The sequence below is a fragment of the uncultured Pedobacter sp. genome, assembly GCF_913776295.1.
Classification (GTDB): Bacteria; Bacteroidota; Bacteroidia; order Sphingobacteriales; family Sphingobacteriaceae; genus Pedobacter.
Genome location: NZ_CAJYOJ010000063.1, coordinates 1 through 20220, shown reverse-complemented (window position 1 = coordinate 20220; position 20220 = coordinate 1). Strand labels below are relative to the sequence as shown.

Sequence of the window (20220 nt, the reverse complement as noted above, 5' to 3'; positions counted from 1 at the left end):
AGTCCGAAAAATTTGTTAGGCCGGACTTAAGTAGAACGGAGACCCAGTGCGAAGGCCTTGTTGGATGGAAATGCATATTTCATAAGTGACTAATTATCAAATAATTAAAAATTAACGTCAATGGTAGCATGTCGAAGACCTTGTTTTAAATAACCTACCAGGCGTTTCGACAGGCTCAACGTGACAAATTTAAAGTGGATTACGATTTATGATGCAACCTCAAATGATGTAAAGAATATTGTGCTATAACTAACTTTTGTCTATGCCGGAATTTTTCTCGGCACCTCTCTATCCCAGAACCTGTGCTGGGCAATCATCCTGGCAAACAATTCTGCCAATGAAGAAAGGTCGTCCGAAACCAATATGCCTTCTCGCAAAACGGTTTCCTCTGAATATTCATCCGGAAGTTTCTTATAAAAGTAAGTTGCCTCCAATACCTGTATAGCTGTATCATCGGCAGCTATTGCCTTGCAGTGTTTAAAAGCTTCATTCAGAAAATGTACGGCATTAGCCTCTGCTTCTAATGTTGCAGAGCTATTTGTTCCTCCCGGAAGATAAACGGCATCATAAAGTACAGAAGCGGCGGTTAAAAAACTCTCATCCACATCGATCTGCTGATCTTCCTGCGAAAGAATGGTGCCTAGTTTTGGTGCGATAATGTGTACAATTGCGCCCTGCGCAACAAGCGTATCTTTAACCTTACTTAGCGATTTACCATTTACTCCATCTGCCGCAAGAATGGCAATTTTCCGGGTGGCGATTGAATCTTTAGGCGTTCCAGCCATGCTTAATGCTTCCGACTTTGCCAGTTCGCCATCTTTCTGTTCCGGAGTATAATCAGCCGGATCGGCATCTGCAGGTATACTTCCGTTCAGTTCTGCTAAAGGAATGGTTGGAACATGAAGCCCAAGTGCATAAGCCACAGCTGCTGCGAGGCCTTTATCTACATGGTTAAGTAAGCCCAGCATACGTTCTCTGATCTCAACCATCTTCACTTTACCTAACTCAAAACTAAGGGCATCAATCAGGTGATTTTTTTCGGCTTCAGACTGGCTATTGAAAAACAACCTCGCCTGCGAAAAATGATCAAAAAAGCTTCTGCTTCTTGCGCGGATTTTCTTGGCATCAATACGTTCGTTATAACTCACAAAACCGCCTTCGGCTGCTTTGGCCTGTCGTGGATCGTTTGCCGCTATTCCATTAGGACCATAACTGGTTTTGCCCCGGTTGATGGTTTGGCGCATGTAACCATCACGCTGGTTATTATGTATAGGCACCACAGGTCTGTTAATCGGAATCTCATGAAAATTTGGTCCGCCCAACCTGATCAGCTGTGTATCGGTGTAAGAAAACAACCTTCCCTGCAACAATGGGTCGTTAGTGAAATCTATTCCCGGAACCACATGGCCAACATGAAAAGCAACTTGTTCCGTTTCGGCGAAGAAGTTATCCGGATTGCGGTTTAAAGTCATTTTTCCAATACGCTGCACCGGAACCAGCTCTTCGGGGATGATCTTTGTCGGATCCAGTAAATCAAAACCGAATTTAAATTCATCTTCTTCTGCTACAATCTGAACGCCAAGTTCCCACTCCGGAAAAGCACCCGCTTCTATGGCATCCCATAAATCTCTTCTATGAAAATCCGGATCTTTTCCAGAAATATTCTGTGCTTCATCCCAGGCAACCGAGTGTACGCCCAGCAAAGGTTTCCAGTGAAATTTCACAAAACTGGCCACTCCGGATGCATTAACAAAACGGAAAGTGTGTACCCCGAATCCTTCCATCATGCGGTAACTTCTCGGAATCGCCCTGTCGCTCATTAACCACATGATCATATGAGCAGACTCAGGCATGAAGGAAATAAAATCCCAGAAAGTATCATGTGCAGATGCTGCCTGCGGAATTTCATTGTCTGGCTCTGGCTTCACGGCATGTACCAGATCAGGAAATTTAACCGCATCCTGAATAAAAAAGACAGGCATATTATTACCCACGAGGTCAAAATTACCTTCCTGCGTATAAAATTTTACGGCAAAACCACGGACATCACGCGCAAGATCAGTAGAACCGCGAGACCCTGCTACCGTTGAAAACCGAACAAAAACAGGGGTTTCCAATCCAGGATCGCACAGGAAAGCTGCCCTGGTCAGGTCAGACATATCTTCGTAGACCTTAAACACACCATGTGCACCCGATCCCCTGGCATGTACCACGCGTTCAGGAATCCGCTCATGATCGAAATGGGTTATTTTTTCCCTTAATATAAAATCTTCCAGCAATGTCGCGCCGCGATCGCCAGCTTTAAGTGAATTCTGATCGTCGTTTATTTTAACGCCATGATTGGTGGTAAGTTTTTCACCCTTATCATCTGCAACAAAAGCCTCTAGTTTTACAGTTTTATCGTTGTCATGTTTTATCGGACCGGTATCTTTTACTGTTGTTTTTTTTGCCATCTTATTTCCTTTTTTAAGCCTCCTCGGCTGCTTGATAATTAATCTCATTTACAGCAATATCGGTAAGCTTGGTATCGGCAAGTTTTTCCTCAGCCAGGGTTTGCTCCAGTAAATCTGCAACTTCTGTCAAACCCAATGTTGTAGCCAATTGGAAAAGCCCGCCATAAGAAGCAATTTCGTAATGTTCTACCTTCTGGCTGGCCAGTATGATGCCTACATCGCGTGTGGCTGTTCCGGCTTCTGTTTCTTCAATGATACTTTCCCCCTCTTTACTCAATCCTTCCATCGCATCACATTTTTTTGCAATGGGTTTTTCGCCAAGCAGCTCAAATACCTGTTCAAGTCTGGCTACATGTCCTTTAGTTTCAGAAAGGTGAGATTCAATTGCGCTTTTCAGCGCCGGTGCTGTTGCACCAGCCATCATTTTAGGCAAATTTTTAACCAAATGATTCTCTGCCCAGTAAAGATCACAGATTCCATCTTTAAAGAGTTCTTTTAAGGCCGGAGAAGCCTCTACCGTGGCTTTAGCACTCAGTTTTGGTTTACTGCCGCTGTCTTGTTTTTTCATGGTATGTTTTGTTTAAGGATGTTTCTTTGTTAACCATCACTATTAGAACCGTGTATATCGCTATATAGTTTCCGTAATTTATCCGTGTTTTAATACGCATTCGGTAAAAAAACGGATACTTAACGCAACCTTCAATCCAAAACCATTTGTAAAAACGCCTTGTTGTTTAGCTTATGCATCCTTCAATCAGATAACAAAGAGGTACTAACCAAATTTAAGTATGTATGAAAAGCGATAAAATGGATGCCGTGGGCAAAATGCTAATTGGTAAAAAATAACAATTGCCTTTGCTGAAAGTGCAACCGCCGGCCGGCTTTCGGCAGAATTTTCAATGATCGATCATGCAGGAGAATTTCTTAACGGTGGAATTGCCTGTTATGACGCACAACTAAAGGAAGATCTTTTACACGTAAACCACGAGCTGATTAAAACCTATACACCAGAATCGATGGAGGTTACCCGGGCCATTAGCTTAGGCCTGTCACAGTTGATCCCAGCTGATATTCATATTGGCATTACCGGACTTACCCCTCCGGGGGGAAGTGAAACCAAAGAAAAACCAGTAGGTACCGTGTTTATTTATGCGTCCAGCAAAGGCGAACTCGCCTTTTCGGAAAGGTTTAATTTTAAAGGAGAACGGGAAGAAATCGTTTCGGCAACGGTAGATGCCTGTACAAGCCTGCTTATAGATTACCTCGGCGATATAGATTAATAAGATCATGAAAAACAACAAATTATTTCCTAAAAAGACTTGGCTATATAAAAATGGACTATCTATAGTATTCATCGGCCTTTTTGTATTTACCCTTATGGCGCAGGCGCTTACCGGCTGGAATGAACACAATCATGAGCTCAATGAACATGGGGCACGCAGCCTAAATTTCGGCACTTACCTGCAGTCGGGTTCATTTTATCTCTGCAACCTTTGAAAATTTTGAAAGCGAATTTTTGCAGATGATGCTTTATGTTTTATTAACGATAAAACTACGGCAGATCGGTTCTGCAGAATCAAAAAAGATAGACCAGGAGGAAGAAGTAGACCGGGAACCTGTTGCCTCTACAAATGCACCATGGGCCGTACGCAGGGGCGGATGGATTTTAAAACTCTATTCTAATTCGCTTTCCATTGCCTTTATCATCTTGTTTTTGCTTAGCTGGTATCTGCATTTTTATGGTAGCTGGCAAGACCATAACATCGAACAGGCACTAAAAGGCAAGCCGGCGGATACGATGGTTGCTTATCTGGGGCAAATCACTTTCTGGTTTGAAACCTTTCAAAATTGGCAGAGCGAATTCCTGTCTGTTGCAGCAATTGTTATACTTACCATTTTCCTGAGACAGAAAGGTTCGCCTGAATCTAAACCTGTTGATGCACCACATCTGGAAACAGGAAAATAATCTGACCGACTAGAGTGTCCGGTTTCAAACCAATCGCATAAACAATCAAAAAAAGTCAAAACTATCATAAATTTCAACCTGTTCTATAAATAAAGAACCTATAAAAAATATAATTATGGCAACTACAAAAAAAACCGAAAAGAAAACCGCAAAACCTACAGGTAAAACAGGAAAAATGGAGAATTCAGAATTCCACGAGTTTTTTATTGATGAGTTAAAAGATATCTATTGGGCAGAGAAACACCTTGCAAAAGCACTTCCAAAAATGAAGAAGGCGGCTACAAGCCCCGAACTTGCAGCAGCTTTTGAAAAGCATACCGAAGAAACGGAACAACACATCAGCACACTTGAAGAAATATTTAGCCTTTTAGGTGAAAAGGCAACTGCGAAAAAATGCGATGCCATGGCCGGATTATTAGAAGAAGCTGATGGCATTATCGCCGATACCGATAAAGGTACCATGATCCGTGATGCCGGACTTATTCTTGCAGCACAAAAAGTTGAGCATTATGAAATTGCAACCTATGGTACCTTGAGGGTATTTGCAGAGAATATGGGCCACAATGATGTAGCCGAACTCCTTACACAAACCCTTGAAAATGAAAAAGCAACAGATGTAGCCTTAACAGAACTAGCGGTTAACGCAGTTAATGAGGAAGCAGCTGCAGAATAAACAATTTAAAAGGCTCTTCGGAGCCTTTTGTTTTATCCTAATTCAATCTCCTGGTAGTCACCCTTAACCGAGCCTTAGCGAGTTCACCGAAGGTAATTTATTACAGGGTCTTTTTTTTTCCTGAAAAAATGCTCAAAAAAGTCGCTGAGGGATAACCGAAACACCGATTGAAATAACCGGCAGAATTACGGCCCAAACAAAAAAGACTCTTCATTGCATTCAGAATGACAAAATGAAAACCAGCGTGACAATTGATAACCTTTTCACTACAAGCACAGTTATATTTATATGGAAAATTTAGACCAATTGATGATACCCGCAGCCAGACAGGGTGAAACCGAAGTATTAAAAGAACTGATCAGCAGGGGTGCAAATGTGGATTTCAGGGATGAAAAAGGTTACACCCCACTAATCATTGCCTGTTATAACAACCGTTTATCATGCGCTGAAATACTTTTGGCAGCTGGGGCAGACATTAATGCGGCAGACTATGGTGGCAACACGGCACTGATGGGCGTTTGCTTTAAAGGTTACCTTCCAATTGCAGAACTTTTGATTGCCAAAGGTGCAAAGTTAGATCTCCAACATGGAAATGGCGGAACGGCCTTAATGTTCGCAGCCATGTTTGGCCGAAATGACCTGTTGAAACTCTTAATTGAAAATGGTGCAGATGCCTCGATTACAGATATCCGCGGACAGCGTGCCGCAGAACTTGCTGCTATGCAAGGTAATGAAGAAGGACTCGCCATGTTACAGCATTAAGGTTTGCCATCAAGCAGGCCTTTTACCAATAACTTCCATTGTGGATAGGATAAGCCCAACTTCGCGCCTACACCAACAATCAGGTTTCTCGTCCTATCAATTAAATTACCATCATCAACATTTGCCTGTTCATTCCGGCCATGCTCCTCTGCCCATACCGTAATGCGATCTCTGTGGATAATAAAAGTAGAAGTGGCATGGTCTTTTAAAAAATGAGCAACCTCTTTATCCTGATTTAAAGGTGAAGAGCAAGGCCGCACACACATACTGATCATATCTTGGTCGCCATCATGTTCACTTTTAATTTCTTCCACCATCACCCAATCAAATCCATCGCCTGATAATGGACCAGGACCCGGGATATCGATCCGAATAAAATCTCCCTTCCGGGCTAACCGCAGCGCTTCTTTCCCCTCAGGTGTAAAAATCTTAAAGTCTGATAAGCCAGAGATTTCGCCCCACTCATTTACTGCCAGCAATCTTTTTTCAGCTGCTGCAAAGAATTCCTGCGCGCGCATAAGACTGCTTAATTTACGCTCTTCAACCACATCCATCCGGCTTCCGACAAGTTGTTGCGGAACCAAATCGTTCTTCAATTTCCCCATAATCTTTTCCTATTAAAACCATGTGTCTCTCCGCTTAGTTTCGTTATTTATCAAACAGAATGAAATAGCTAAAAAACCAACATCAAATTATTGAAATAACCATCCTGACCTCCAGCAAGTAGTTAAAACGAAATTCTAAAACCTTTACGTTTGATAACAGGTTCTTCATTTATCAACTGCTTTGAAAATGAATAATAACGAAACAGCAATCAACACGAGAGACGGAGCCAACGCCAGTATGTGGCAGGCTGCTTCAGTAAACAATCCGACAACCAATCATACTGATCAGGAAGAAATATATGACACCCTGATTATAGGGGGTGGAATTACAGGTGTAACAACAGCATATCTGTTACAAAAACAGGGTAAGCATTGTGCTCTGGTTGAAGCGAAAAACCTCGGTTTTGGCACCACTGGAGGTACTACCGCTCACTTGAATACTTTTCTGGATACGACCTATCCTGAAATAGATAGCGACTTTAACGAAGAGACGTCCAGCCTGATAGCCGAAGGGACAAAGAAGATCATCGAAATGATCAATACCAACGTACAGGAGTTGAAAATTAATGCCGATTTTGAATTCAAGACGGCTTATCTGTTTTCACAGGACGAAAAAGAAACGAAAGAACTTCAATCCATCTTAACTTCATCGCAAGCTGCTGGCGTGGAGGTAAGTGAAGCCAAAGAAAATGATGTTCCAATCCCTTTTGAGCAGGCCTTACGTTTTGAAAACCAGGCTCAGTTTCACCCCTTAAAATATATTCTGGGCCTTGCCGAGGAATTTGAAAGGCTGGGTGGAAAAATTATCGAACAAACGTTTATTCACAGCACTGAACTGCGTGAAGAAATTCACTATGCAAAGAGCGATGAATTTATATTAAAGGCTAAAACCATAGTTTATGCCACCCATATTCCGCCAGGTATCAATATACTGTCGCTACGCAATGCACCTTACCGCAGTTATGTACTTGCAGTGAAACTGAACAACGGCGAATATCCCGATTGCCTGGCATACGATATGCAGGAACCCTACCACTACTTTAGGAGCCATGAACTCGACGGACAAAAATACCTGATTATTGGTGGTGCCGACCATAAAACCGGCCACGGAGATCCGTTAAAGGCTTTTGAAGATCTTGAGGATTACGCGAGGAAATATTTCGACATCAGCGAGATCACTTATAAATGGTCTTCACAATATTATGTACCGGTAGATGGGCTTCCTTATGTAGGGCAATTACCTGGTGGCGATAAAGGGATTTATGTTGCAACCGGTTTTAGCGGAAATGGCATGATTCTGGGCAGCCTTTCGGCTGTGCTGATCAGCGACCTGATACTGGAAAAAGAAAACCCTTATGAAAAATTATTCAGTCCGTCAAGGTTGAAACCCATAGCCGGATTTACTGAATTTGTAAAGGAAAACGCAGATGTTGCCTACCATTTTGTGGCAGACCGGTTTGGTACACAAATTATAAACTCTACTCATGAACTAGCCAGAAATGACGGTAAAATAGTGGAATTTGATGGAGAGAAATTAGCATTATATAAAGATGATGCAGGAAAAGTAACAGCGCTTAACCCTGTATGTACGCATGCAGGCTGTATCGTGAACTGGAATCCAACTGAAAAAACATGGGACTGCCCCTGCCATGGAGGACGCTTTTCTGTTAACGGACATGTGCTTACCGGCCCACCGCAAAAAGGCCTTGAGCCTGTTCCAATAAACGAGATAACAGCAGCCAATAAGAACAAGTAAATTCAACCTGAAAGCCAGGTCAAAGTTAACTTTTAGTAAAACATTAAAAAAAGACCAATATGAATGAAACACCTATGAACAGCCCGAAAGAAGATTTGAATACACTAAAGAAAAAGTTTGATGAGGGATTAATAGAATCATTATGGAGCGAAAATGGAGAGTTAATGTATATCATTAAAGATGGACTCAACCTAAATGAATACGCGCTGCTTGCTAAACAGATTCTGGAGAGTGAGGGAGATATTGCACATGATTTTACCGGAAAAGTGACCAATCGATCGAAAACCGAATTTGCAAGATTTGAATATAGATCGGGATGGTTTTTGGATGGGCTGGCTGAGGGCGAGATAGAATAGCAATATGCTATGCTACTTAGTAACTGATAAAATTTAAGAATAAGATAGCGAATAATGAAATCAGGTAAAGCTTATATCGGTACATCGGGATGGAAATAACCCTCATTGGGAGGGTACTTTCTACCCTTCACATCTCAAAAAGAAAGACCAGTTGCGATATTTTACCGCAAACTTTGCCACTGTTGAACTCAACAATTCTTTTTACCGCCAGCCAAGGTTAAAAAATTTTGAAACCTGGCAGGAACAAGCGCCGGCCCATTTTACTTATACTGTTAAAGCCAACCGGTATTTTACCCATTTAAAAAAACTAAATGTATCCAAAAATGAAATCGTTGAATTTTTGGATGCCTGCCTCGGGCTGGGAACAAAATTGGGTCCCATACTTTTCCAACTGCCTCCAAAATGGGGAATTAACACCGAGCGGCTGGAAAGATTTTTAGAAATGCTCCCAGATGGATACCATTATACTTTTGAATTCAGAAATCCGAGCTGGTACCATGAAACCGTATTTTCAATTTTAAAAAAATACCATTTTGCTTTCTGCATTTATGATTTAGGCGGGCACCAATCGCCCATTACAACTACTGCCGATTTTGTCTACATCAGACTGCATGGACCCGGAGAAAAATACCAGGGTTCATATAGCCTGTCTGCCTTAACAAAATGGGCTGAAAGGTGTAATGCCTGGCTGAATGAAAAGAAAGATGTTTATGTCTATTTCGATAATGACCAGGAAGGTTGTGCAGCGTTTAATGCAATTGAGCTGAAGAAAATGGTGTAGTTACGAAGCTAATACCATTGAAAGAATTTATTAGTGCGTTCGTCATTGCGAGGAGGAACGACGAAGCCTGCCGGCAACAGGCTGGCAATCTTTCATGCAAGCAATCCAATTACAAAGATTGCTTCGGTCGGCTGAAAAAGCCTTCTCGCAATGACGATTCAACGGTAAGGATTCAGAAATAACAACCAACCTCCTTTAATTAAGCAAGGCATTAACTGAATCTAAAATATTATTTAAATCAAAAGGTTTGGCTATAAATTGATTGGCACCTGCATCATTGGCGATCTGTTCACCATCCCGACTTGCAGAAATAACAATCACTTTCAGTTGATGATGTGCCGAATGTTTTCTTAAATGCTTCAATACCTCCTGGCCCGATAGCCTTGGCATCCACAAATCCAGGATCAATAAATCTGGCTGCTCTCTATCAATAGCCGCCAGTACTTTTAAACTGTCATTTACAGAAATCACTGTATGCCCTACCTCGTCTAAAATCATTTCCAATACATCAATAATCCCTTCATCATCATCGCAGATCATGATTTTCTTTTTATCCATTCGTTTCCTTTCCTGCCTTAGGTAAGGTAAAACTGAATATAGAACCTTTGCCTATTTCACTTTCTACCCAGAGGGTTCCATTATGTCTTTTAATAATCTGGTCGCAAATATAAAGTCCTATACCCATCCCCGGAAACTTCTTCTGGATTTCTACACCCCGGTAAAACCTTTCAAAAACCTTTTTCCTGTCTTCGGCACTCATTCCCAATCCAAAATCCTTAACCGATACCTTTACATAATCGCTCACGTTGGCAATATTGACTTCAATTTTTTCCGAATCAGGGGCATACTTAATGGCGTTTGACAATAAATTGCTGACCACCTGAGCAATATGCGACTCATCTGCAACCACTTTTGCACCAGTTTGGCCACTTAATATAATCTGATGACCGGGAACTGTTGTGCGCATGCCTTCAATAGCTTCTGTAATCATGTTATCAAAATCAAACCGAGCCATGTGCAATTCCATATTACCACTCTGGATCCGCGAAACATCAAGCAATTCACTAATCAATGAGTTTAAACGTTCTACATACACCGATACTTTGCCGAAAGTAGATAGAAATTTCTCACTGGCATTTTGAGGCATGGCGCGATCTAACAACTGTACATAACCTTTTATCGTGGTAAGTGGGGTACGGAGTTCGTGACTAGCGATAGATAAAAAGTCATCTTTTCTAATTTCCACCTCACGCCTTTCTGTAATATCTTCAATAGCAAGCAGGATCTGGTCTTTGTATTGCCCTTCAAATTCTACGCGGTAAGCGTTCAGGAGCATTAATTTTTTTCCAATATGCGGAAAATCATGTTCCACTTCAAAATCTACAACCGGATTATTGGTAGGCAGGATTTTAACAAGCAGATCACGCAGCTTCGGAATATCCCACTGGTGGTTACCTAAATCATATAACTGACGGCCAACCGTTTCTTCCTTACTTACCTTAAATGTCCTTAAAAAGTGATTGTTTGCACTAAGCACATTAAAATTAGGATCAAGCACCAAAAGCCCCTCGCGTACTGTTTCGATAATACTGGATAGGAAGGCTTCGCTCTCCCGAAGTTCATTTGTACGTTCCTCAATCCGCTTTTCCATCATCAGCTTCTGCTGGCGCAGATCGTGTTCCGCGTTCTTCCTTGCGGTTACATCGTTCTGAACCCCTATAAAATGGGTGACCTCACCATTAGCATTTTTAACTGGCGACATATAAAGCTCGTTCCAGAACAGATCGCCATTTTTTTTATAGTTTCTGATCTCTACCCGGCATTCTACCCCTTCTGCAATACACCTGCTTAATATTGACCGTTCTTTCTGGCTTCTATCTTGTGCCTGCAAAAACCTGCAATTATGCCCGATAATCTCTTTTCTGGAATATCCCGTAATTTTTTCGAAGGCTTTATTACAATAAATGATTGGATTGTCTTGCTGGGTATTATCGGTAATGATGATGCCAGAAATTGAGGCATCTAATGCCATGGTCATCAGTTGAAAATTAGATGCACCTGCATTCCCTGAAAGTTCAAATTTTCTATTGTTAGACGTTTCCAATTGATCTGTATAAAATGTTGAGTATCTGACTTATATTTTTAATCGTGATTTAATCACTTCTGATTTCAATTTAATGAATAAAATCCTTCATATAACCGCTTATGTGATAATTTGTTTTATTTCTTTACAACTAAATTGGTTATAATGATAAAGTATGGATGAGTGTTGAAAATCATCTCTTTGAAAAAACTGACAACTATAACTATTGCTTCTTAAATGTGATTAATTTAAAATATGATGCTAAAATAGTTTTTTTCAAAACAATTAGGAAACAACTACTGTTGTATCCGCACATCTACCTAAAATAAATAGCTGCGCAATCAGTTAGTTAATGCGGCTACCGGCTTTGTCGGTAGCCGCTTTTTTATTCAAATCACTGACTTCTAAACTTTGCTTTAATCTTTCAGAGGCAAAGAAAAATAGAAAGTAGAACCTACCATAGGTTCACTCTCCACGCTGATGGTTCCACCATGGCGGTTAACAATTTCTGCACAAAGGTATAAGCCAACACCAAATCCCCTGAAGCTTTTGTTAGCCGATTCGGTACGGTAAAACCGCTTAAACACATGTGCCTGGTCTTCTTTTTTTATCCCCACGCCATAGTCACGTACAGAAATTACTATTTGCTCTTCCGTTTCCTTTACGGTAATTTCAATCTTCGGCGCTTCGGGTGCGTATTTAACTGCATTTACTAACAGGTTGGTGATTACCTGCCCGATTTTTTCGCGATCACCTCGTACCTGAAGCATATTGGCACCACTAAAATAAAGGGTGTGCGACGGAGATGTGGATTGTACTTCGTCTACAATTTCCCTAACCAGTTCATCAATGTCAAATGATCCCCTGTTCAGGCGCAGCATTCCTTCATCCAGTTTACTTACATCAAGAAAATCGTCAACCAGCCTTGCCATTCTGGTGATCTGGTAGCCTGCCCTTTGAGCTGCATTGGTGATTAAGGATTCATTAATGGTAGCAGACTTTTTCTCTATCAGCTGCACATAACCGAAGAGCGCAGTTAGTGGCGTTTTTAATTCATGGGTAGCCACAGCCACAAAATCGCGCATGCGCCGCTCATTGTACAGCCTTACCCTATTTATTTTAATTTGTGCACGTACTTTACTTAGCAGTTCCTGTGCCGAAAAAGGCTTAACCAGATAATCATCTGCCCCGGCTTCCAGCCCATCAATCCTGGCTTCTTCACCTGCCCTTGCGGAAAGAAAAATCAGCGGAATCCAATGTTTCTCCTCTCTTTCCCTGATTTTTTTCAGCAGGCCTTTTCCATCCATAACGGGCATCATAATATCGCTAAGAATAAGTTCGGGGGTAAAAGTGTCAAGTTTTTGCAAGGCATCTTCACCATTTACTGCTGTATAAACGGTAAATTCGGGTTCAAGCAGGCGTTTCAGATAGGCGCGAATATCGTTATTATCATCAACAATGAGTACCCTGGCATCGGATTGATGCCCATCTTTAGCCTGGGCGGGTTTGTTCTCATTTACTATTTCGCTATATTCTTCGCCTAACAAGCCCGAAGCTTCCTGAAGAAAAGATTCCCGCAAACCGATCATCGACACCTGAAAATCTTTTTGATGCACCTGCTCTGCAGGTAAATGTGAACATCCTAAAGGTATACATAAAGTGAAAGTTGATCCTGTTCCAAAAACACTTTCGACGGTTATATTTCCACCATGTAACCCAACAAGCTCGCTAACCAATGAAAGTCCGATACCGGTTCCTTCATGGGTTCTGCCAACAGCATTCTCAACCCGGTGAAAACGTTCAAACATGTGCGGAAGTTCAGCCTCTGGTATGCCTACCCCAGTATCCGAAACATTTAAAATAACACGAGTGTCTTTCTTTATTAATTCGACGGTAATTTTTCCCTCCAGGGTATATTTGAAAGCATTGGAAAGCAGGTTCAGTACAATCTTTTCCCACATCTGAATATCAAGAAAAACTTCAAGAGCTGGATAATCAGCTTTAACAACAAGTTCCATACCTGCTTTTTCGATAATGGATCTAAAACTACTGGCGAGGTCGGTAGTTACCCCAACAATATCAACCGGCTGAAAAGCAGCTTTTACCCTCCCGGCTTCTACCCTGCTAAAATCGAGCAGGTTGTTAACCAGTTTGAGCAGGCGCATGGAATTGCGGTGTGTAGATCGTACAATCTCGCCAATTTCAGAATCGGCCATGATGGCTTTGGCCTGAAGATCTTCCAGTTGGCCGAGCATTAACGTAAGCGGTGTACGAAACTCATGACTTACATTACTAAAAAAAGCTGTTTTCGACCTATCTATCGCAGCAAGGGCTTCGGCCCGTTTCTGCTCCTGCTCATAGGCATATACATTAGAAACAGCACTGCTGAAGGTATTGGCTAAAAGCGAATAAAAACCCAGGTACTCTTCATCAATGGCTCTTCTGGCACTAACTCCGGCTACAATGTAACCGAATGGTTTTTCCTTGCCCGAAATAAATACCGGTAAAATGACGGCTGCACCTGGTGTTTCGGGATAGGGCTGACAAGCAAAATCACCAAACCTAACGGCCAGGTCATCTATAACCAAAGGCGCATTAGCGGCTTTGCTTAATGGCCACGTCTGGTTGCTGCTTTCAAATGATATTTCGGCGATAGCCAATGTTGGGGCCAGTGCTGTACCTGCCGAGCTTACTAAACTGGCAGATGTTCCGTTATCTGCTACACTGTAAAATAAGATAAAAGGTAAGTCGGCAACAAAATCAGGTTGCTTTTCGACAATCAGGCTACCTATATCTTCAATGGATTTTGCCCTGGCCAAAACAGCTGCCAAATCGCGTAACACCTGCGTTCTGCGGCCATTGAGCATTTTATCGGTAGTTTCGGTAATGGGGTGGAATATCCCGCCCACTTCACCAGATTCATCACGTATAGGGGCAAAAGAAAACGTCATGAATGCTTCTTCTAGATAACCATAACGAAACAAAAACATCTGTTGATCAGTAATGTAAGTTCCCTCTCCCTGCTGTCCGCGCGTAAATTTATCGCCAACCACCTCTAAAGCAGATTCCCAACAGATGCGAAAGTTCATGCCCATTGATTGTGGGTGCATGGCACCACATATGGGGCGGTAGGCATCGTTATAAATTTGGATCGTTTCCGGTCCCCAGGCGATAAGGATGGGAAAAGTGGAGGAAAGACACAAACTAACAGATGTCCGAAGACTTTGTGGCCAGGTTTCTACCGGACCTAAAGGATTATCAGACCAGTCCATCGAGCGGATCAACGCGCCCATCTCTCCGCCGCCAGATAAAAACTGTTCGTTAGAGAAGCTATGATTATCCATTTTTTTTTATTTATGGCGCTAAAGATAGTATAAATCGCGTCAACAAGCTTTGAATAATTCCAGAACTTGTTTTCTGACATTCAACTTCACCATATTTTAACATATTACGACCGTATATTCACCCTAAGTGATCAATCTAAAATATTTTTCCAATGACCTTCAAGGAGCGTATAAAACATTTTTTAAACATTAATGTTTATCTGCCAATAGTTTAGTTCCTTTCGGGGAGATGTAATCACCATTATCGCATACAGATTGGAAAAAATAATCAACAAACCTGCATCAGGAAAAATTATCCACCGGATTTTACTGATCCTTGCATTGGGCATACTGCTTGTAGCCGAAGGCTTTTTTGGTTTCAGGCTCCATGAACTATCAGAAAAACAGGAACAGATAAAACATGATTATTCAAGGGTAAACAACATCACTTACGGGTTGTTTTCTGTACAACAGTGGAAAGATAAGGTAGCAGCTATTGTACACCACCAGGTTTCGGGACTCAAAATTACCCGCAAGCAGAGAAAAGTATTACAGGGCGAGGTTGAGCAGGTACTTTTAGCCCTTATTGACAAGGCTGAAGCATTGGTAAATAAACCCAAAAAAACCATCAGCGGTAAGATCCAGAAGTTTGCCATCAAAAATTTTGTCAATTCCGATAGTATCCGCGCACAGGTACCTGTCTTTGCCAGAAAAATTATTGCTGAAATTGATAATCCGAAAAACAAAAAGCAACTCGGCCGCATGGCTTTGGGCCAGTTTAACGAAATTGCCAAAGAGGAAAGCCGGGATACCGCATTTGTAGCCAATAATGCGATTCTTACAAAAATTTACAAAACCTATGGGGTATCTTCGAATCAACAGTTAAACCAAAAGCTGACCAGTTCGTTAAGCAGTATCCGGCAACAAACCTATTATTACTGCTTTGGCATGTTAAGCTGTGTTATCTTGGTACTTGCCTTCTGGTGGCTGTTACGCAAACGCACCGATTTGCATACCACGCTTTTCATTCTATCACTACTTTTCGCCTTTATCCTCTTAGCTGTAGGCCTTACGGCATCTATGATTGAAGTTGACGCCAGGATCCGCTCTTTGGATTTTGTTCTGCTTGGAGAGCATGTGGTTTTTAACGATCAGGTACTCTTTTTCCAGAGCAAGAGTATTATGGATGTTGTACGGGTACTCATCAGTCAATCGGCAATTGATTCTGTACTGGTTGGGGTGCTCATTCTGGCTTTCAGTATTTTGTTCCCCGTAGTTAAGCTAACTTCAACCGGGATACACCTGCTGGGCGGCAAAAAGTGGGCAGAAAACGGGATTATCAGGTATTTTGCCTTCCAGTCGGGCAAATGGAGCATGGCCGATGTTATTGTGATCGCCATTTTAATGGCCTACATTGGCCTTAACGGACTGCTTGAAAATCAGTTGCGGGCTTTAAATATTAATAATGATTCACTTACCATCCTGACAACCAATAACACCGCCCTGCAACCGGGCTATATTATTTTTATCTGTTTTGTACTTTATGGATTGATCCTTTCGACAATTCTTAAATCTATTACTCCGCACGATGTGCATTAAATCTGAAAATGAATGAGCGAATTGCAAAAACATGATATGAGTACGAATAAGCAGGTTAAGCCAGGTCAATCCAGATCGGCATCTTTAATCCTGATTGCCGCGCTTTCGCTGCTTCTGTTGGCAGCTGCCTATTGTGGATACCGTTTCCGGGCACTTGCCTATGAGCAGAAACACATTAAGGAAGATTACAGTCTTTCGAATAACATTACCTTCGGTGTATTTTCAGTAGACCGTTGGGGAGATAAAATATCAGCAGTGGTTGATCGAAAGGTAAAAGGCTTTAACCTGACCAAAAGCCAGAAAACCGATATGCAACAAGAGGTTGAAAAACAATTGCACGGTATGGTGAATAAAGCGGTAGCTGAAGTAACCAGGCCTCAGAAAGGACTTGGGGCAAAACTTAAAAAACTTGCTTTTAATACATTTGTAGACGTTAAAGAAATCCACGCACTGGTGCCATCATTTTCACGTACCATTGTTACCAAAGTAACCAGCCCAAAAAGCCTTAAAAAGTTAAAATCTGTTGCAGCAGGAAAACTGGATGAACTGGAAGCGCAGACATACGACCGGAGCGATGAGACCATTTCGTCTGTGGAACATAGCATTTATCAGAAATATAAGGTAGCCGATGCAGCTGCGTTTGACAAAGTTGTCAGTTCGAAACTTCAACAGATTAAAGATTTAAGTTATCAGTTTGCCATAGGCATGATGGCCTGCGTTGTTGTCGCACTACTGATCTGGCTGTGGTTACGGAAACGTGTAAATACTGAGGTTACTCTTTTTATCATTTCACTGCTTTTTGCCTTTATTTTACTTGCAGTAGGTGTATCATCGCCCATTATTGAGGTTGATGCCAGAATTCATACGCTTGAATTTGCCTTGCTGGGTGAAAAACTGGTTTTTACGAATCAGGTACTCTTTTTTCAAAGCCAGAGTATACTGGGTATTATTGGCACATTAGTAGAGCAGCCTAAACCAGATGCGGTGTTGGTAGGCGTACTACTTTTGCTCTTTGTGGTGATATTACCCCTGTTACGTCTTATTGCCCGGGGCCTGCAGGTATCCTGCAGTGCATGGTTAGGTAATTCAAAATTCGTTCGTTTCCTGGCCTTCGATTTGGGTAAATGGGATATGGCTGATGTAATGGTAATCGGCATAGGCATGACCTATATTGGTCTAAATGGTATCTTAAAAAGCCAGTTATCCGGGCTTAATATCGATACGGATGGACTAAAGGTTGTTACCGCAAACAACTCTGCATTACAATTGGGCTTTTTTATCTTTGTGGCTTATGTGGCTTATAATATTATTTTATCGTCCATTCTCAAACGTATAGACGAACAAAACGGGCCCTGCGATTAGGTTGAGGTACCATAACAAGTGTAGCTAAAGGTAAGCGTAAATACCATTTATAGCTCTCTTTTGTATCAATGAATAGCGAAATGGACTAAATAAAGTTTAGAAAATCTTATTATTTTAAGAGATTTACAAAATGATTATATTTGTGTTAAACGGGATATATAATCTATGCCAATCATAACCAATACTTCCAGTTTCATAGCCCTTGCGCCAATCCCCATCTTTGTTTTTGATCCCGATTCACTACAACTAACATACGCAAACGCTAAATTCTTAGCGATAGTTAATAAAAGTCCGGAAGAGATCGTGAGGATAAATATTCATGACATTTTGGGCCAGAATCTGTCTTTAAAGATATCTGACTTCTTTTTGCAGCTAAAAAATGGTTCAAGTCACCTTACAATACCTGTGCAAATCCCTGATTTTCTGAGTAGTGTATCGCCATTTTCAAGCTATGATTATTTTGCAAGCAAGTTGGAACAGGCTCCAGACGAACCGCCAGCAATTTTGGTTTGGCTGATTGCAAAACCAACGCCCGCCAGGGAGCAGATTCAAACGGTGAATGACGATGTGATTACGCGAGAATCGATAAACGAAATACTGCCCGACACGAAAGCGCCCATTGACCGAAACAAGATACAATACGTACAAACAGCAGATGGAAGCCTACAGACGGAAACTGAGCATGTACCTATTACCACAGATGATGTTCAAATAACTGAAAACGAAAGAGAAACGCTAACCGAGACCTGGACAAAACTGGAGGCAAGCCGCGAATGGTTTAAAAATATGGTGCGCTCCTCTCCTGTTCCCATGTTAATTATCAAAGGTGAAAACATGGTTTTTGATGTGATTAACAGTCCTATGCTCAATCTGATCGGTAAGGATTCGTCTGTTTTAGGGAAACCCTTGTTTGAAGCCATTCCCGAATTGGCTGGGCAACCCGTAGTAGATGAATTATTTTATGCATACCGCACCGGGCTTACGCACCATGTTCCAAGTGTGAGCATATCACTCATAAAAAATGGTGAACCTACATTAGGTTATTATAACCTAACCTACACCCCTTTGAAAGTAAATGGAAAGGTAATAGGACTGATGCAAACAGCCACCGACATTACCGAGCATGTAACTTCAAAAGAAAAACTTCAAAAGGCGTATGAACAGATCAGGTTATCAAAAGAAGCTGCACAGTTGGGTACATTTGATATGAACATGGTTACCGGCCGCCTGCAATGGGACGACCGCTGCAGGCTATTGTTCGGGATTAGCCATTCAAATGAAATTGAATTTGAGCGTGACTTTTTAAATAATCTGCATCCGGATGATTTAGAAAGGATTAACGAAGTTTTGGCTCACGTCTTTAATAAGCAGGCTAGCAATGGCATTTATGATGTGGAATATAGAACCATTGGCTTTGAAGATAAACGCCTGAGGTGGATAAGAGCCAAAGGGCAGGTTTATTTTGACACCAACGATAAACCTTTACGGTTTATTGGTTCAGTGCTGGATATTACAGAGCAAAAGGAAGATGAGCAGCGTAAGAATGATTTTATCGGCATGGCGAGTCATGAACTCAAAACACCACTTACCTCGATAAATGGCTACCTCCAGCTACTGCATTACCATGCCCACCTGAATAGTGAAGACAGAATGCTCGCTACCATTGAAAAATCGCTAAACCAGGTGAAGCGGATGACCCGTATGATTGATGGCTTTTTAAATGTTTCGCGCCTGGAATCAGGAAAGATAGCCATTGATAAACAACTATTCGAAATTACCGATTTGTTGAAAGAAGTTTGCGAGGAAACCACAACATTAACTACAGGTTATCAGGTAAACCTGCATTTGGATGGTGAGGTGACGGTATATGCAGACCGCAGCAAATTAAATCAGGTGCTTCAAAATCTGATTGGTAACGCCATTAAGTATTCTGACCTGGGTAGCAAGGTTGATATACAGTATACCGTTGGTCGTGACCAGATCATCATAAGCGTCATTGATCAAGGTATAGGCATAAAGCCAGAGCATCAACAAAAACTTTTCGACCGGTATTACAGGGTCGAAAATGACAGCACTATAGCAGGCTTTGGGATAGGGTTATATCTATGCGCAGAAATTATAACCCGCCATCAGGGAAAAATATGGGTAGAGAGCGAATTTGGAAAAGGCAGTACATTTTCATTCAGTATCCCTCTAGGCAATGCCAGCTAGCTAAATTTCCCAGTTTGTCATTCTGAACGCAGTGAAGAATCTTTTAATATCAGAAAAGTTTTACAGATAGGATTATCATGCAATCGTCATGCTGATCCGATAGCTATCGGATTTATTTAGCTCCTTTTAGCATTAAAGGCCCTGAAATGAATCCGATAGCTAGCTAGTCGTTCCTTAAAAAGTCATTGAACAAAGATTGTATCATATTTTGGTTGTTTGATGAATGTTTTTACGAGCTGAACAAAGCTTAAAAAAAGCGCCCAAAGATGATCTTTCCAGATATTCATGAT

17 protein-coding genes are annotated in these 20220 nt (G+C 41.5%); 11 read left to right on the top strand and 6 right to left on the bottom strand.

The window, feature by feature from the left end:
* Window positions 1–260: 260 nt before the first annotated feature.
* Window positions 261–2453, bottom strand: coding sequence for a catalase (locus tag QZ738_RS13770; RefSeq protein WP_293788336.1), 2193 nt, complete (start codon window positions 2451–2453; stop codon window positions 261–263).
* A gap of 13 nt (window positions 2454–2466) precedes the next feature.
* Window positions 2467–3021 (bottom strand): ferritin-like domain-containing protein, encoded by a 555-nt coding sequence (locus QZ738_RS13765; RefSeq protein ID WP_293788335.1) that lies wholly within the window; start codon window positions 3019–3021, stop codon window positions 2467–2469.
* Between the two features lie 331 nt (window positions 3022–3352).
* Between QZ738_RS13765 and QZ738_RS13760 the strand changes: the two genes are divergently transcribed.
* The 5 genes from QZ738_RS13760 to QZ738_RS13745 all read left to right on the top strand — a co-directional run bounded on the left by QZ738_RS13760 (window position 3353) and on the right by QZ738_RS13745 (window position 5854).
* Window positions 3353–3733: a CinA family protein gene (locus QZ738_RS13760; RefSeq protein WP_293788334.1), complete on the top strand. Its 381-nt coding sequence runs from the start codon at window positions 3353–3355 to the stop codon at window positions 3731–3733.
* A gap of 7 nt (window positions 3734–3740) precedes the next feature.
* Window positions 3741–3950: a DUF6766 family protein gene (locus QZ738_RS21355; RefSeq protein ID WP_367268591.1), complete on the top strand. Its 210-nt coding sequence runs from the start codon at window positions 3741–3743 to the stop codon at window positions 3948–3950.
* A 25-nt stretch (window positions 3951–3975) separates the two neighbouring features.
* Window positions 3976–4419 carry a DUF6766 family protein gene (locus tag QZ738_RS13755; protein WP_293788333.1) on the top strand — a complete coding sequence of 148 codons (444 nt, stop codon included), beginning with the start codon at window positions 3976–3978 and terminating at the stop codon, window positions 4417–4419.
* 115 nt (window positions 4420–4534) lie between these two features.
* Entirely contained in the window at window positions 4535–5092 is a 558-nt protein-coding gene (locus QZ738_RS13750; protein ID WP_293788332.1) for a ferritin-like domain-containing protein, read from the top strand.
* 288 nt (window positions 5093–5380) lie between these two features.
* Window positions 5381–5854 carry an ankyrin repeat domain-containing protein gene (locus QZ738_RS13745; protein WP_293788331.1) on the top strand — a complete coding sequence of 158 codons (474 nt, stop codon included), beginning with the start codon at window positions 5381–5383 and terminating at the stop codon, window positions 5852–5854.
* On the opposite strand, the gene QZ738_RS13740 is transcribed toward QZ738_RS13745, so the two are convergent.
* Window positions 5851–6459 carry a hypothetical protein gene (locus QZ738_RS13740; protein WP_293788330.1) on the bottom strand — a complete coding sequence of 203 codons (609 nt, stop codon included), beginning with the start codon at window positions 6457–6459 and terminating at the stop codon, window positions 5851–5853. The two genes, QZ738_RS13745 and QZ738_RS13740, sit on opposite strands and share 4 nt — an antisense overlap.
* A 187-nt stretch (window positions 6460–6646) precedes the next feature.
* Between QZ738_RS13740 and QZ738_RS13735 the strand changes: the two genes are divergently transcribed.
* The 3 genes from QZ738_RS13735 to QZ738_RS13725 all read left to right on the top strand — a co-directional run bounded on the left by QZ738_RS13735 (window position 6647) and on the right by QZ738_RS13725 (window position 9352).
* Entirely contained in the window at window positions 6647–8215 is a 1569-nt protein-coding gene (locus QZ738_RS13735; RefSeq protein WP_293788329.1) for an FAD-dependent oxidoreductase, read from the top strand.
* 59 nt (window positions 8216–8274) lie between these two features.
* Window positions 8275–8571 carry a hypothetical protein gene (locus tag QZ738_RS13730; protein WP_293788328.1) on the top strand — a complete coding sequence of 99 codons (297 nt, stop codon included), beginning with the start codon at window positions 8275–8277 and terminating at the stop codon, window positions 8569–8571.
* Window positions 8572–8722: 151 nt separating this feature from the next.
* The gene (locus tag QZ738_RS13725; protein ID WP_293788327.1) at window positions 8723–9352 is read left to right on the top strand and encodes a DUF72 domain-containing protein; all 630 of its coding nucleotides are present in this window, start codon (window positions 8723–8725) and stop codon (window positions 9350–9352) included.
* A 195-nt stretch (window positions 9353–9547) separates the two neighbouring features.
* Here the strand turns inward: QZ738_RS13725 and QZ738_RS13720 are convergent, their stop codons facing one another.
* The 3 genes from QZ738_RS13720 to QZ738_RS13710 form a co-directional block, all read right to left on the bottom strand.
* Entirely contained in the window at window positions 9548–9910 is a 363-nt protein-coding gene (locus tag QZ738_RS13720) for a response regulator (RefSeq protein WP_293788326.1), read from the bottom strand.
* Window positions 9903–11456: a PAS domain-containing protein gene (locus QZ738_RS13715; protein WP_293788325.1), complete on the bottom strand. Its 1554-nt coding sequence runs from the start codon at window positions 11454–11456 to the stop codon at window positions 9903–9905. Before QZ738_RS13715 ends, QZ738_RS13720 begins: the two co-directional genes overlap by 8 nt.
* A 395-nt stretch (window positions 11457–11851) precedes the next feature.
* Entirely contained in the window at window positions 11852–14779 is a 2928-nt protein-coding gene (locus QZ738_RS13710) for an ATP-binding protein (protein ID WP_293788324.1), read from the bottom strand.
* 255 nt (window positions 14780–15034) lie between these two features.
* Here QZ738_RS13710 and QZ738_RS13705 point away from each other — a divergent pair, with 255 nt between their 5' ends.
* From QZ738_RS13705 to QZ738_RS13695, 3 genes are all read left to right on the top strand, one after another.
* Window positions 15035–16357 carry a paraquat-inducible protein A gene (locus tag QZ738_RS13705; protein WP_293788323.1) on the top strand — a complete coding sequence of 441 codons (1323 nt, stop codon included), beginning with the start codon at window positions 15035–15037 and terminating at the stop codon, window positions 16355–16357.
* 12 nt (window positions 16358–16369) lie between these two features.
* Entirely contained in the window at window positions 16370–17719 is a 1350-nt protein-coding gene (locus tag QZ738_RS13700; protein WP_293788322.1) for a paraquat-inducible protein A, read from the top strand.
* Between the two features lie 165 nt (window positions 17720–17884).
* A complete protein-coding gene (locus QZ738_RS13695; RefSeq protein ID WP_293788321.1) occupies window positions 17885–19930 on the top strand; it encodes an ATP-binding protein in 2046 nt (681 codons plus the stop codon).
* The last annotated feature ends 290 nt before the right edge of the window (window positions 19931–20220 follow it).

Excerpts from the sequence above, each read along its gene's own strand:
- QZ738_RS13770 (WP_293788336.1), bottom strand. The coding sequence starts at position 2,453 with ATGGCAAAAAAAACAACAGTAAAAGATACCGGTCCGATAAAACATGAC.
- QZ738_RS13765 (WP_293788335.1), bottom strand. The coding sequence starts at position 3,021 with ATGAAAAAACAAGACAGCGGCAGTAAACCAAAACTGAGTGCTAAAGCC.
- QZ738_RS13760 (WP_293788334.1), top strand. The coding sequence starts at position 3,353 with ATGATCGATCATGCAGGAGAATTTCTTAACGGTGGAATTGCCTGTTAT.
- QZ738_RS21355 (WP_367268591.1), top strand. The coding sequence starts at position 3,741 with ATGAAAAACAACAAATTATTTCCTAAAAAGACTTGGCTATATAAAAAT.
- QZ738_RS13755 (WP_293788333.1), top strand. The coding sequence starts at position 3,976 with ATGATGCTTTATGTTTTATTAACGATAAAACTACGGCAGATCGGTTCT.
- QZ738_RS13750 (WP_293788332.1), top strand. The coding sequence starts at position 4,535 with ATGGCAACTACAAAAAAAACCGAAAAGAAAACCGCAAAACCTACAGGT.
- QZ738_RS13745 (WP_293788331.1), top strand. The coding sequence starts at position 5,381 with ATGGAAAATTTAGACCAATTGATGATACCCGCAGCCAGACAGGGTGAA.
- QZ738_RS13740 (WP_293788330.1), bottom strand. The coding sequence starts at position 6,459 with ATGGGGAAATTGAAGAACGATTTGGTTCCGCAACAACTTGTCGGAAGC.
- QZ738_RS13735 (WP_293788329.1), top strand. The coding sequence starts at position 6,647 with ATGAATAATAACGAAACAGCAATCAACACGAGAGACGGAGCCAACGCC.
- QZ738_RS13730 (WP_293788328.1), top strand. The coding sequence starts at position 8,275 with ATGAATGAAACACCTATGAACAGCCCGAAAGAAGATTTGAATACACTA.
- QZ738_RS13720 (WP_293788326.1), bottom strand. The coding sequence starts at position 9,910 with ATGGATAAAAAGAAAATCATGATCTGCGATGATGATGAAGGGATTATT.
- QZ738_RS13710 (WP_293788324.1), bottom strand. The coding sequence starts at position 14,779 with ATGGATAATCATAGCTTCTCTAACGAACAGTTTTTATCTGGCGGCGGA.
- QZ738_RS13700 (WP_293788322.1), top strand. The coding sequence starts at position 16,370 with ATGAGCGAATTGCAAAAACATGATATGAGTACGAATAAGCAGGTTAAG.
- QZ738_RS13695 (WP_293788321.1), top strand. The coding sequence starts at position 17,885 with ATGCCAATCATAACCAATACTTCCAGTTTCATAGCCCTTGCGCCAATC.